Raw genomic sequence first — 13,532 nt, forward strand, 5'->3', positions numbered from 1 at the left:
GACCCGCCGCAAGACCAGCACGTCCGAGGTGCTCACGGACGGCGGTGTGCTTCGTCGGCGTGGCCACCGGCGCCCAGGAGTCCGGTCGCCTCGAAGGGAGTGCGGGCGGCCAGCCGAGGGAGTTCCCGCCGTGAGAGCCGGGTGACGACGGCCGGCAGGGCGGCACGTGCCACCTGTGCCGCACGGAGCCAGGCCGGTACGTAGACGGCAACGGCGCGGCGTTCCACGGCGGTGACCAGCCGGGCGGCGACCCACCCGGCCGAGTAGACCTTCCTCGCGGGCGGCGGCATGTGGGCGCGGAGCTCGCGCAGCACAGGGTGCTGGTCCGCGTCCCGGATCATGTCGGTGTCGGTCCAGTTCAGATAGGCGATTCCGACGCCCACGCGCTGAGGGGCGAGTTCGGCGCGCAGCGAGTGCGTGAACGATTCCACCCCGGCCTTGGAAGCGCAGTAGGCGCTCATCAGGGGAGCGGCTCCGATGGAGGCCGACGAGGCGATCTGCAGGAAGTATCCGTGTGAGGCGAGCAGGTCCGGCAGGAAGGAACGCGCGGTGATCGCGCTGCCGGTCAGGTTGACCTCGATCACCCGGCGCCAGGTTGCCGGGTCGGATTCGGCGAAGGGCCCGCCTTCGGCGATCCCCGCGTTCGCCACGACGATGGACGCCGGCCCCAGGCGGTCGTGGACCTCCTCCCCGACCTGCCGCATGGCATCGTCGTCGGTGACATCGACTCCCCAGCAGCGCGCTTCCGCCGGAAGGCACGATGCCACGCGGCGCAGTGCCGCTTCCTCCCGCCCCAGCAGGGCCACCCGTGCCCCTCGCCGGGCCAGCTCGCGGGCGATTTCTTTCCCCAGACCACGCGCCGCTCCGGTCACCACCGCGGTGCGGCCGTGCAGAGCATCCGGTCGGCCCGAGCGGGTCATCGAACGCGGTCGCGGCGAGTAGCGCATCGAGCACTCCTGATGACAAGCGATCGTTCGGACACCGGCCCCCTCGCCGGCAGACACCGGCAGACACCGGTCCCCTCAACCGGCAACCACCTGTCCTTTCACCGTAGGCGCGCCGGGGCAACGGCGCGCGCCGCGCAGCAGGCAGCCGTGGTTCCGGGCCGCACACCGCGGGACACGCCGTTCGGCTCCACCCGGCACGCACGCGGTTCCGGGCCGTCATCATCCGTGCGGCGGACCGCATTTCGGTACCTTGCGCGAACGGGTGGCACGTTGTGCGTACGCATGCCAACCTTCTGTAATCAGCCGGCGACTGCCGTCGCTGACATCACAGCCACTGTCATCGCAGTCGCTGTCTTCACGGGGGGCCGAACAGCGTGAAGGAACGCCCGTTGGGGATACAGGGCATCGAGGCCCTGTACGAGGAGTGCCGCACTCGGCTGCAAGACGGCAAAACCGCTGCCGGCGGGCGCGGGCTCCCCACCATCGTCCTCGTCGGACCGCGTGGCAGCGGCAAGACCGCCACACTGAACTGGCTCGGCTACCTCGGATCACGACGCCCGCACGCGTATTTCGACTTCGGCTCCGCCACGCCCCGCAGGCCCCATGAGGTCGCCGGCCGTCTGGCGTACGGGCTGTCGCACCGCTTTCCCCGGCAGACGCCTTTGGTCTTCCCCCGGCTGACGCTGGGACTGGCCGTGGTGGCCCCCGAGCTGTCGTTGGACGCGACGGATCCCGAGCGGGCCAAGAAGCAGTTGCGCCAGGCGCTGCGCGGGCCCCAGGAGCCCCACGCCGCAGGTGACCGGGTCGCCGCGGTGGCCGGGTTGCTGCAGGACCTCAACCTGGTCCGGATCCCCGGCGTCAGCCTGCTGGCCAGCCTCATCCGGCAGCCGCCCAGCATGCCGCTGCGGGTGACCCGGCACACCGGATTCGCCTGGTACGCCGGCCCGTTGGCCGCCTTGGACGCGCTTGTCGAACTCAACCAGCTGAGCAAGAGCGAGGAGCCGGCGGACCGTGCCACGGTGGACCGGCGGCTGTGCGAGGCATTCCTGGCCGATCTGCGTGGTGAGTACGCGCGCCGCCAACGCGACCGCAACTGCGTCGTCCTGCTGGACAACATCGATGCTCCCGGCGGGCGCGAATTCCTGGATCTGCTCATGGAACTCCGGGACGCCAGCGGGCAAGCGGATCCGCTGCTGACCGTGGCCGCGGCGTCGAACGTCGGCCGGGTGCCGGCGATGTTCGCCACCGGACCGGCAGGGGTGCGGCTCCGCACCCCCGAACAGGCCTGCTACGCCGACTGGGAACAGGCCATCCCGGACCCGCCGCCGAACCGGTCCTGGCGCTGGTACTGCGTCCAGCTGCGCGGCCTGACGGCCGGCGAGACCGCCCAACTCGGCACGAACATCGCCGCACGGCTGCCGGAGGCACCGCTGCTCGCCCACCGGTTGACCGACGGGCATCCGTGGAGCGTCCGGCAACTCCTCACCGCCTCGGCACGCCTTGTGGGCCGCGAGGACCCGGAGAAGCTGCTGCGCGCGGTGCTCTCCGGCACCGCGCCGTCCGCGGAAGGCGCCGACGAGGGACCGCTGCTGGAAGAAGAGGCGCGGCAGCACCTGCTGCGCGACCTGACCGACGACCAGCACCGTGCACTCGTCGAGTGCTGTGCCGCCCGCGAGTTCGATGCCGCATGCGACGCGGGACTCCTCGACCGCTTCCAGTTGCACACCCGCGATTCGCTGGCCCGGGTGGTCGCGACCAGGCTATGGCTGACCGATCCGGTCCCCCAGGATGCCGAGGCCCGCGGTGGCCGGGGCTGCGGATATCTGGAAGGCATCCATCCGCACCCGTTGCGCGGCAGCTCCGTCCTGCATCCATGGCTGCGCCTGCTGCTGTTGCAGGAGCTGGCCACCCGCCCGGACCGCTGGACGGCCGTCCACGGCCAGTTGCGCACCTGGCACGCCCACCACGGCCACCCGTTGGAAGTGCTGTACCACTCCCTTGCACTGCACCGGGTGGACGACGTCATCGAGCATCTCGCCCGGCGTCTGGTCGAACTCACCGACACGGACGTCTGGCTGTACGAGCTGTACACGATCACCGCCGCGCCACTTCGTGAACCGGTGCTACCTGAGCAGTCGGCCACGCTGCGTCTGGAGCAGTTGGCCGCCGGCCTCGCGCCCCGCTCGTTCGCCGAGCACACGCCCCTGACCCTGCTGGTGGTCGGGCTGTGGCTGGCGTCCGATCCCCGCAACCGACTGCCCGGCACGAATCCCGAGCTCAATCGGACCGTCAACGCGATGCTCCAAGACCTTGCCATGCGCTCCGTCCCCCGCCGGATCGGGCTCATGCACGAGGCCGCGAAGTACGTGTGAGCACACTGCAGCACCCCGTCCCTAGGAGCCGGCACCATGCATCTGCCCCCGCAACCCGCCGACGAACTCCCCCCGTGGTGGAAGGGGTGGCGAGGAATCGCCGCCCTCGTACTCGCGCTGGCGCTGGCAGCCGGCGGGCTCTGGTTCCTGTGGCCGGTGAAGGAGGACACCAGCTGTGCGGCGGGCCAGCCGGGGCTGCACTGGGACGGCACCGGCCCGCAGCGGGAGTGCGTCGGCATCACGGAGGAGAAGGCCTTCGCCTTCGACCCCCGTCTCAAGGGAATCACCGACCGGATCGCGCAGGAGAACAGCCGCGTCCGCGCCCAGTGGGAGAAGCCCTCCCCCGGAAAGAGCCGTCTGCCCTACGTCAAGGTCGGCGTCCTGATGCCGATGACGGAGAGCGACACCAGTGCGCTGCCCCTCGCGGAGATCCGCGCCGGGCTGGAGGGTGCCTTCATCGCGCAGTGCCGGGCGAATGCCTGCCCCGAACTGTCCACGACCAGCTCCACCGGTATCCAGGGCAAGACACCGCTGATCCAGCTCGTCCTGGCCCATGAGGGCCGTAACGAGACGCATTGGAAGCCGGTGGTACGGCAATTGGCCGGTCTGGTCGACGACGAACATCCCCTGGTCGCGGTCACCGGCATGGGGGTGAGCATCCCGGAGACCCAGGCAGCGGCCACCGAACTCAGCCGGCTGAAGATCCCCGCGATCGGTGCGGTCCTGACCGCCACCGACCTCAACTCGCCGCGTCTGTTCAAGGTGTCGCCGTCCAACGTCGACTACGCCAAGGCGCTCCGTCAGTACCTGGAGCACTCTCCGCTGGCGGGGCACCGCGGCTACCTCGTCTTCGACAGCAGGGACGACAACTACGTCAAGACCATGCGCAAGGCGTTCGACGAGGAATTCAGCGACTACATCGGCCGGCGGCGCGCCTCGTTCGTCGGCACGACCGGCCACAACCCCGCGGGCATCCCCCGACTCTTCTACAACGCCGTCAACAACATCTGCCTGACCAAGGCGCAAGTGATCTTCTACGCCGGGCGCGACCGCGATCTCGCCGATCTCGTCCGTGCCCTGTCCACCCGCAGCCAGTGCGGTCACGACGCGCCGATCACGGTGATGACCGGGGCGACCGGGGCGTTCGCGCAGGGACAGCAGATACGGAGCCTGCTCAGGGACAACAAGATCACCATTCTGGACGTCTCGGCGACGAGTCCCGCCCAGTGGGTCCGCGGCATCCATGCCCCGTCCGGCTTCAAGCCCTTCCACCAAGCCCTGCGGGACCTGCAGTTCCCCGACTCGGTGATGGATGACGGCTACGCGATCATGCACCACGACGCCGTGCTGACCGCGATCTGGGCCACTCGCAATGTCACCGGCCAGACCGGCAAGGAAGCGCCCGACGTCCAGGACGTTTACAACGAAATCACCAATCTGCATGACGCGAGCACCGTTCCCGCGGCCGGCGGAGAGCTCAGCTTCGACGACGCCTCCCACGGCTGGCCGCACAACAAGCCGGTTCCCGTGATCCGGCTGCCCGAGCCCCTCAAGGATCCCGGCCCGCCCTACCTGGTGCCGTGACCTGGGACGGAGCAAGGGAGCGCCGCCCGTACGCCGAGACCACGTGAGGCGGCGTCAACTTGGTGGTTAAACTTTCCAATACCGACGTGGCGATGGCGGCGTCCCGGGCAAGGGGAACTCGATGGCAGACGGACTCAAGGCGGACATCGGGTCGTTGCGTACGGGCGGCACCGACTTCGACCGGATCGGCAAGGACTACCAGTCCCTCGTCGACACGCTGCAGAACGGCCTGACCTCCCTCGAAGGCCAGGACACGCCACCGTGGGGGGACGACGACCTGGGGGAGAAGTTCGGCGTCGTCTACGAGGGTCTGCGGGACGGCATGTACGAGTCGATGGGCCACCTGGCGTCGAAGCTCCAGGAAATCGGCGGCGGGTTGGCCAACATGGCCAAGAACCACGAGGCCGACGAAGACTTCAACGAGTCCATGATGAAGCAGCATGTGGCGAACGAAGAAGCGGAGAGCCGGCTGATCGCCCAGGTCAAGCGGCCCAGCGTTTAGGTTCTCCGGCCTCCGGCCCGGTTCACCGACGGGCACCCGCGCCTTTTGCCGGGGTCGGCTCTCGCTCGCGCTCGGCTCCCGATCCGCCTCGATTCCCGCTCACGCTCGATTCCCGCTCACGCTCGATTCCCGCTCTCGCTCGGCTCCCGATCCGCCTCAACTCCCGCTCCGGCTCGGCTCCTGCTCTCGCTCGGCTCCCGCCACCTCAACTCCCGCTCCGGCTCGGCTCCTGCTCTGCCTCGATGACGCCGTCCTGGCATCCGCCAGCAGTCCTTGATCCGTACGTACCCGAACCTCCTCCGTACGTGCCCAAGCCTCCGTACGTAACCAAACCTCCATACCCACCCGAATCACATCAGCCAAGGGGAACGCCGCCGTGTCGTTGATGCTGCCGGACGCACTTGAATGGGTCCTGGAAATGCTGGGGTTCAACTGGCCCACGGCGGACGAAGACAAGTTGATGGAAACCGCCCAGAAGTGGCGGGACTTCGCGGCCGGGGTGGAGGATCTCCAATACCAAGGCGTCAAGGCGGCCGGCAATGTGACGTCGCAGAACTCCGGCGACTCCATCGACGGTTTCCACACCACATGGGAGAAGTTCGCAGGCGGCTCGGGCTACTTCGCCGACGCCCGTAGTGCCGCGAACGCCATCGCGACCGCTCTCGACGCCGCGGCCGGACTCGTCATCGGGATGAAAGTCGCGGTGATCACGCAGTTGGCGATCCTCGCCGCGGAAATCATCGCGGCCCAAGCAGCGGCACCGTTCACCTTCGGGTTGTCCGAGGCTGCGGCCGTGGCAGCGACCGCCGCGACCCGTGCGATCGTGCGGAAGATCATCAAGGAGGTCGCCAAGCAGCTTCTCGACGCGGTCCTGGAGACGGCGAAGGAACCCGCCGTCTCGGCACTGCAGGCCATGATCTCGGACGTCATCGCGCAGTCCGTGAACATGAGCTTCGATGCGCAGAACGGCTTCGACGTCGGCCGTACGGTGAACAAGGGCGCCGAGGAAGGCGTCAACGCGCTCAAGAACTCCGGCCAGACATTCGCCGAGTCGCTGCGTGACGGTGCGGGCGCCAAGGCCGGACATCACGTCCGCAACGGGCTGGACTCGGCGGCGGGGCACGGCTCCGACACAGATTCCGGGCACGATTCCGCCGCGGCTCCGGACGGAAGGTCCGGTAAGGGGTCGTCCGGTAGCGGCAGTGAGACCAGCAGCGGCGCCGACAGCGGTAGTTCGGGGGCGGACTCGTCTTCCGCGTCGCCCCCGTCTTCCGCGTCTTCCGCGGGATCCTCCGGGTCCGGGGAATCCGGTTCGGGAGACTCGTCGTCATCAGGTGGGACGTCTTCCCCGGGGGTGTCGGGTGGTGCTCCGGGCGGCGCTTCGGGTGGTCCTTCGGGTGGTCCTTCGGGTAGTCCTTCGGGTGGTGACGGATCGTCCAGTGGCGGCGCTTCACCGAGCGGCGGTTCGGACGGCGGCAGCTCCGACGGCGACACCGGCGTTTCGGCCGACTCAGCCCCCAGCAGCGCTGGTTCTCCGTCCGACGCCCACGGCGGCCCCGCTTCCGATGGCGGCCCTTCCCCGGACGGCGGCGGTCGGACCGGACCTTCGCATTCGGACTCCCCGTCTTCGGAACACCTGACTCCGTTCGACGCGGGATACCGCGCATCGCAGAGCGACGGCGACGCGCCGTCGGGTCCCCCGGCCGATTCCTCGCACTCGTCGTCCACGCCGCCGACGCCCTCGTCCTCATCCTCGGCGTCCCCGTTCTCAACGTCCTCCCCTTCGGCGTCCCCTGACTCAAGCCCCTCCCCCGACTTGAGCTCCTCCCCCGACGCAAGCCCCTCTCCTGACGCCGGGCCGTCCCGGCCCGATGCGCCGCCGCCCTCCGACTCCTCGGCCCGTCCGGACGGGGCTCCCCCCACCGATTCCGGGCCAGGTACCGGGCCGGACTCCGGCGCGGGGCCGTCCCCGGACCAGAGTGCCCGTCCCGACGTGAGCGGTACCCCGGACGCCGGCTCACCTCAGGGCAACCCCCCGGCCGCACCGGAGCCTGCGCACGCCCACGCCCCTTCCGCCCAAGGGCCTGACACCACGCCCGATACACAGCGGGACACCACACGGGACACGACACCGGACGCCGCACCGGCCCCCGACCGATCCCCGGATTCGGGAAACCGGCCGGAGGCGCATGTCCCCTCTCCTTCGTCTCCTTCGTCTCCTTCGCCCGCACCCGACAACACCCCCACGGGGTCGGACTCCTCCTCTTCGCCGTCGCAGAACGACAGCGGCGACAGCGGCGACAGCGGCGACAGCGGCGACAGCGGTAACGGGAGCAGAGGCGGCGCCGACAACGGCAACGCGAGCGGAAGCCGGGTCGGGATGCCTTCGGCCGCTCCTATGCCTCATGCGGCTTCGTCGAACGCCTCCCCCGCTTCCTCGTACGGCTCACCTCAGCAGCACAGCCCTCACCAGCCGCACGACGACAGCGACGTCACCATGCACAGGGACGGCGCGGCCACGCTCGCGCCCCCCTCCGGTGTGCCGAACACGTCGCAGACCGGCAGCGATCCGTCCCACTCCCAGACCTCGCCCACCCCCGCGGCTGCCGCCGCGCCGCCCGGTGTGGCCACGGGCGGCGGCGTCCCCGTGCCCACCCCGAGTGCCCCCGCCGGAGCCCACGCTCCATCGGACACTCGGCCCGCCCCCGCGCCCCCGCGCTCCACACCGGCGGACAACGGCACCTCACACCGCAGCACGCCCACCCGGGACCCCCGCACCGCGCCCCATGGCGATCCGCGCAGTACTCCGCCGCGCCAGCGCCCGGGCACTCCCGACCACGCCTCGCGTCCCCGGCCCACGACTCCGCGCGACAACCCGCCTCGTACCGAGCAGCCGCGCGGCGACGAGGCGTCGCCGCACCAGCCGCAGACTCCGCCGCCCAGCACGGCACCGGAGAACCACGGCTCCGGCCAACACACTCCGGAACAGCCCACTCCCGGTCCGCAGCCCCCGCGAAGCGACGATGCACCGCCCGCACCCGACCGCGGCACGGATACACCCGAGTCCCGCCCCACGGACCATCCGGCCCCCCACACGGACGGCGACCGGACGCCGGACGCCGAGCAGCAGCAGCCGCCGCCCGACGACATCAAGAACGACAACAGCACGAGCGACGCCGCCCGCGGGGACGATCCCGACCCCGATGGCAAGGACTCGCCTGAGCCGGACCCAAACGCAGACGCGGACACAGACGCGGACTCAGACGCAGACTCCCCCTCAGACGCAGACTCCCCCTCGGACGCCGAGTCCCACCCGCAGGACGACCGGCCCACCCTCGATGACATCCGCGCTGGTATCCACGAGGGGCCGGGCGGCCTGTTGCCGCCCGACACCGCGGATCAGCAGGCACTCGTCGACGCCATCCCTCGTAACGGCGACGGCACTCCCCAACGCTTTCCCGATCCGTTCGGGGGCTGGTCCCAGTTGCAGAACGACGGCGGTACGAATGTGCCGGGACGGTCCAACAACTGTGCCGACTGCAGCCGCTCGTTCCTTGAGACCTGGTACGGAAACCCTCAGGTCTCGGCGCCCCGTACGCCGGATCTCGCTGCGGACGGGACCCCGGACCACTGGTCGCCGGAGGCGGACGCCAACGAGAACATCATCGGCTGGACCGGTGCGCCGCACTCGTATGCGGGCACCAGCCCCGACGGCCACGCCGCGATCGCCCAGGATCTCCTGAAGGCCGGTCCGGGCTCGTCCGCGATCGTGCAGGTCAACTGGGACGGCGGCGGAGGCCACGCGTTCAACGCCGTCGACCACAACGGCCGCATTGTGTGGGTGGACACCCAGAGCGGCGAGGTGAGCGAGCAGCCGATCAACACCAAGGGCGCCACCGATGTGTTCTACATCCCGCTGGACGCCGATCGAAACCCGCTGCATCCCGCTCAGGATCCGGCAGCCGACTCCGACCCATCACAGGAATCCGACCCGTCACAGGGCAACCACGCCACCTCGAACACGAAGGGCCCCACCGACCACCCGGCGGCCGGTGACGCCCCGCACGAGTCGCACGGGAACCACGACGTCAACGCGAGTGACACCGCGCCCCACACACCCGCGGAGGGCACGCCGGACGCCGACTCCGGCAGCTCTTCGGGCACGGACACCGCAACACCCGGCCCGGACAACACACCACCCGCCCCGGACAACGCCCAGGTCGGCCGCGGCGGTCAGGACGCCCAGGACGACCACGGCGACCACGGCGACCAGAAGCAGGACGGGCCGGAGCCGGCGCACGGGCAGGGCCCGGTGCGCGGGCACGAGCCAACGCACAGCCACGGGCAGGGGAACGGGCACGAGCCCGTGCACCGGAAGGAGAACGGGCACGAGCAGTCCACCCCCGAAGCTCCCGGCGGGAAGCGGAAGGCCAGCGATCCGCCCCCCACGGACCACCAGCCGTCCGGCTCGGGCACCGGGTCCTCGTCGGGTCCCGGAAACAGCCACAAAAGGCCGCGAACGGAGCCGGACCACCACGGACTCGCCGCGCTGAAACTGGACGACTCCCCCTCACCGTCACAGCCACAGTCACCACCATCGTCGTCGGCGCCACCGAAGAGCGATGACGACGCGATGGACGTCGACAAGAAGGAGCCCTACTCCGACCCGCACGACCGCGGGGACAGCGATACCTCCGAACAGGAGCGGAAAGGTGATCGCACCCTCGACGCGGAGGCGGAGGGAGCCAAGGAGTACGGGATTCCGCCGGACAAACTGCAGAACGAACTCCGGCGGGACCGGGACGTACACCGCGTCCCGCTCGACAACGTCCACAGCCATCTGGACAGTTGGGCCAAGGACGGGAATCTGGCGCAGGTTCTGCGTGCCTCGACCGGTGATGCCACTCCCTCTTCACCCGATGCCGGAAAGGGGCCGCGCGCATTCACCCAGAGCGATCTGGAGCAGCGGCTGCCCGGCTTCAAGGACTTGGAGCGCGGTGAACGGCTGGCGGTCGTTTCGTCCCTGGCCCGGCTCAGCGTCGGATTCCACGAACAGCACGGCGTGGGAAAGAATCCGGAGAACGTCGACAAGCCGTACCGCAAGAAGGGCGAGGGTGAGCCCAAGGCGGAGAGCCCGGACAGTGCGGCCAAGAACTCGGATGAATCGCTCGGTGTGCGAGGACACCGGAAGAGCAGCGACAAACTCCTCAACGGCCTCAAGCTCGGCACCATTCCCCCCAGCCTGAAGCACAACAGCCCCGACCTCACGGACCGCAACTATGCGGTGCTGGAGGTCGAGGGCCCGCTGCCCGGAGGCGAGACGCACTACGTCACCGACTCCTCGGTGCCGGTGGGTGAGAAATACGTGTCGGGCCGGCACTCGGAAAAGCATCTCGCCGAATGGCTCAAGCGGGTCAATCAAGGCGACGGGACCTACACGCCCAAGTCCGTTTACACGGAGCGTGAGCCCTGCGGAATGGGGCAGGGCCATGCGAAGTGTTCCACGGTGCTGCGGGACAAGACACTCGACGGCACAAAGGTGTACTACAGCACGACCTATCGCACGGACCCGGCCGATGTCGCGGCGAAGAAGAAGCTCGATACGGAGAAGACCGCGGAGAAGAAGAAGGTCGACAAGATGACCGCTGCCGATGTGCAGCAGAACATCGCCGACCGTATCAACGCGCGCCCGGACAAGTCCGCCGAGCGGGCCGCCAAGGAAATCGCGGCAGCACAGAAACTCGGTGAGGCGGACGCGCGCAAGGAACTCAAGAAGATCATTGAGCGTGAATACAGCAAGCGGAAGGAAAATTCGACGACGGAGGAGAAGCAGGCCATGGTCCGGGAGATGGACCGGCACATCGATCACCTGGATGCGACCTGGCGGAAGATCCAGCCGAGTCTGAGGTGACCTGCCTCCCCGGCCCCGGGTGCCGCGCCCGTACGGGGGCAGCGGCACCGGGACCCGTCCTGGCCCTCAGATGTCCAGCGCGCCCCTGAACCTGCCGTGCCCGACGTCCGCGCTGGTCACAGCGAGCCAGCCATGGCCCACCCGGTCGAGCACCTCGACGGTCGTCGGCTGGATGGAGATCCACGACGCCACCTCCTCCGGGTCGCGGACCCCTTCGGCGTACTCCTCGGCCTCTTCGGGGTCGTACAGTTCGTCGTCCTCGTCCTGCATCAGGTCCCGCTCGAATTCCATGGGTTCGCCGACCCATTCGGGATCTCCGTAGGTCCGGTAGCCACGCTTGTCCTGCCCGTTCTCCGCGACCCACCACACCCGTGCGCCATTGTGCTCGTCCACTGCGTAGAAATGGGCTTCCCGGCACCGGGTGCTGAGTTTTTCGATGACCTGTGCCCAGTTGTCGTCGAGATAGTCGGCACCGTAGACGAGCCGCCAGCCGTCGAATTCGGGAGTGATGAACACGCGGTATTCCGTGGTGGTGGCACCGTCAGCGGAAAGATGGTCGAGCGAATTCTCCTCGTGGATGGCGGCGGACACACCCAGAGCCGTGGTGACGGGGCGCGCGTCGTGCAACCCCAACGCCCGCACGATGTCCTGTACTTCCGCCCGCGGCACCGCCACCCAGGACCACGCCGGAAGATCGCCGGGCGTTTCGTCCAGCAGCTTAATCCTTACGAGTCGCTCGACGGCCGCCCGGTCGGCGGGAGCCAGCGCATCGGCGCCGCCGACGCTCGCGAGCATGCGGAGTGCGGCCGACCGCAGACCGCCGGGGCCTGCGCTGCGCACCCTCCTCAGGGGCTCGATCGCCGCGGCGCCGAGGCGCTGCACGCACGACTCCGCGGCCGATCGCCCAGTCCCTTCCCCGTCGGCGACCAGCGGCAGAAGGTGCTCCACGGCCGGGGCGCCGAGCGCGACCAGCCGGTCCGTCGCTGCCCTGCGCTCATCCCGGTCCACGGCGGCCAGTTGACGTACCAGCCCGGCGATGTCCTCACTCATGGGAAGGACCCTAGCCGAGCAGATAACGCCCTGACCGAACAGGTAATGCCCCTGGCCGATCGGGTAGCGGGCACTCCAGGGGCGAGCAGCCGGAGAACCATGTGCGCTCCTCACTGGCCGGCCACGGCCACCTGTTGCGCCGCCCGCTGCTGCTGGTCCACGAGCTCGCGCACGACAATGTGGCCGCCGCGCACACCCTGGGTTTCCCGGCAGGGCTGCTCGCGGCGGGCAAACCGCGCAGTGTGCTCCCGCTCCCCGGCGCGGCCCATCCGGCGGCCGACGACGCGGGCAATGCGCAGCTGCTGCACTTCCAGCGGGACGTCCTGCTGGATGCGCTGGCGGGGCGCGTCGACGGGGACTGAGGGCTCTTGCGATCGACTCCGGGTCGTTCAGCTCGGTGGATTCCGCAGCCGGGTCCCTTCGGGCCTCCCCCGCCCGTCGTCCGACCTGGCGGTTCACCCTCGGCGCTGCGCCTGCGCAAAGGGATCGCGTCCCGCATTGAACACGCCGGGCCGTCCCTCCGTATGGACCTTGTGCAACGCCCATGGAGCACAACGCGCACCGCAGGCACCACCATGAACCGGAGGCAGACCATGGCTCGACAGGCAGCGTCGCAGCAGACGGAGACCGAAGCGATGATCGCGACGGAGGAGACCGGACAGACGGCGGCAGGGCGCGGGGCGGCGCGGCGGACCGTCGTCGCGGCGGTCGGCGCGGCCGGGCTGACGGCGGCGCTCGCGGCCTGTGGAGGCAGCATGGCGGACGCCGGGAGTGGCGATTCCAAGGCCGAGGGCGGCGGTCAGGCCGGCAGCTCGGGGGCGAGCGGTGGAGGCGGCGCGGCGGGTGGTGACGCCGCCGGTGGGGGCGCCGGCACCACCCTCGCCAAGACGTCGGAGATCCCCAAGGGCGGCGGCAAGATCTTCAAAGCCGACAAGGTCGTCGTCACCCAGCCGCAGGACGGCGACATCAAGGCGTTCTCCGCGATCTGCACCCACGCGGGCTGCGTCGTCGGCGAGGTCTCCGGCGGCACCATCAACTGCATGTGCCACGGCAGCAAGTTCGACATCACCGACGGCAGCGTGAAGAAGGGCCCCGCCACCAAGGGGCTGGCACCCGCCAAGGTGAACGTGAAGGGCGGCTCGGTCACCCTCGGCTGACGGCGCGGC

The 13,532-nt window shown here is 69.7% G+C and carries 8 protein-coding genes; 6 read left to right on the plus strand and 2 right to left on the minus strand.

The annotated features are described in order from the left end of the window. Positions 1-32: 32 nt before the first annotated feature. Positions 33-920, minus strand: a complete 888-nt coding sequence (locus tag ACF088_RS24605; RefSeq protein WP_392377976.1) for an SDR family oxidoreductase — start codon at positions 918-920, stop codon at positions 33-35. Between the two features lie 416 nt (positions 921-1,336). Here ACF088_RS24605 and ACF088_RS24610 point away from each other — a divergent pair, with 416 nt between their 5' ends. The 4 genes from ACF088_RS24610 to ACF088_RS24625 all read left to right on the plus strand — a co-directional run bounded on the left by ACF088_RS24610 (position 1,337) and on the right by ACF088_RS24625 (position 11,316). Beyond that, positions 1,337-3,319 carry a hypothetical protein gene (locus ACF088_RS24610; RefSeq protein WP_392377931.1) on the plus strand — a complete coding sequence of 661 codons (1,983 nt, stop codon included), beginning with the start codon at positions 1,337-1,339 and terminating at the stop codon, positions 3,317-3,319. A 36-nt stretch (positions 3,320-3,355) separates the two neighbouring features. Continuing rightward, entirely contained in the window at positions 3,356-4,903 is a 1,548-nt protein-coding gene (locus ACF088_RS24615) for an ABC transporter substrate-binding protein (RefSeq protein WP_392377932.1), read from the plus strand. Between the two features lie 121 nt (positions 4,904-5,024). After that, positions 5,025-5,405: a hypothetical protein gene (locus tag ACF088_RS24620; protein ID WP_392377933.1), complete on the plus strand. Its 381-nt coding sequence runs from the start codon at positions 5,025-5,027 to the stop codon at positions 5,403-5,405. A gap of 385 nt (positions 5,406-5,790) precedes the next feature. Further along, on the plus strand, positions 5,791-11,316 hold the full coding sequence (locus ACF088_RS24625) for a toxin glutamine deamidase domain-containing protein (RefSeq protein ID WP_392377977.1): 5,526 nt from the start codon (positions 5,791-5,793) through the stop codon (positions 11,314-11,316). Positions 11,317-11,382: 66 nt separating this feature from the next. Here the strand turns inward: ACF088_RS24625 and ACF088_RS24630 are convergent, their stop codons facing one another. Continuing rightward, positions 11,383-12,366, minus strand: coding sequence for a hypothetical protein (locus tag ACF088_RS24630; protein WP_392377934.1), 984 nt, complete (start codon positions 12,364-12,366; stop codon positions 11,383-11,385). Positions 12,367-12,467: 101 nt separating this feature from the next. On the opposite strand from ACF088_RS24630, the gene ACF088_RS24635 reads away from it, so the two are divergent. Both ACF088_RS24635 and ACF088_RS24640 read left to right on the plus strand, forming a co-directional pair. Next, a complete protein-coding gene (locus ACF088_RS24635) occupies positions 12,468-12,728 on the plus strand; it encodes a hypothetical protein (RefSeq protein WP_392377935.1) in 261 nt (86 codons plus the stop codon). 231 nt (positions 12,729-12,959) lie between these two features. Next, positions 12,960-13,523: a Rieske (2Fe-2S) protein gene (locus tag ACF088_RS24640; RefSeq protein ID WP_392377936.1), complete on the plus strand. Its 564-nt coding sequence runs from the start codon at positions 12,960-12,962 to the stop codon at positions 13,521-13,523. Positions 13,524-13,532 lie beyond the last annotated feature (9 nt).

The organism is Streptomyces sp. NPDC015125 (assembly GCF_043080045.1).
Lineage (GTDB): Bacteria > Actinomycetota > Actinomycetes > Streptomycetales > Streptomycetaceae > Streptomyces.

Coding starts and splice junctions, on each gene's coding strand:
- ACF088_RS24605 (WP_392377976.1), bottom strand. CDS start 920: ATGACCCGCTCGGGCCGACCGGATGCTCTGCACGGCCGCACCGCGGTG.
- ACF088_RS24615 (WP_392377932.1), top strand. CDS start 3,356: ATGCATCTGCCCCCGCAACCCGCCGACGAACTCCCCCCGTGGTGGAAG.
- ACF088_RS24620 (WP_392377933.1), top strand. CDS start 5,025: ATGGCAGACGGACTCAAGGCGGACATCGGGTCGTTGCGTACGGGCGGC.
- ACF088_RS24625 (WP_392377977.1), top strand. CDS start 5,791: ATGCTGCCGGACGCACTTGAATGGGTCCTGGAAATGCTGGGGTTCAAC.
- ACF088_RS24630 (WP_392377934.1), bottom strand. CDS start 12,366: ATGAGTGAGGACATCGCCGGGCTGGTACGTCAACTGGCCGCCGTGGAC.
- ACF088_RS24640 (WP_392377936.1), top strand. CDS start 12,960: ATGGCTCGACAGGCAGCGTCGCAGCAGACGGAGACCGAAGCGATGATC.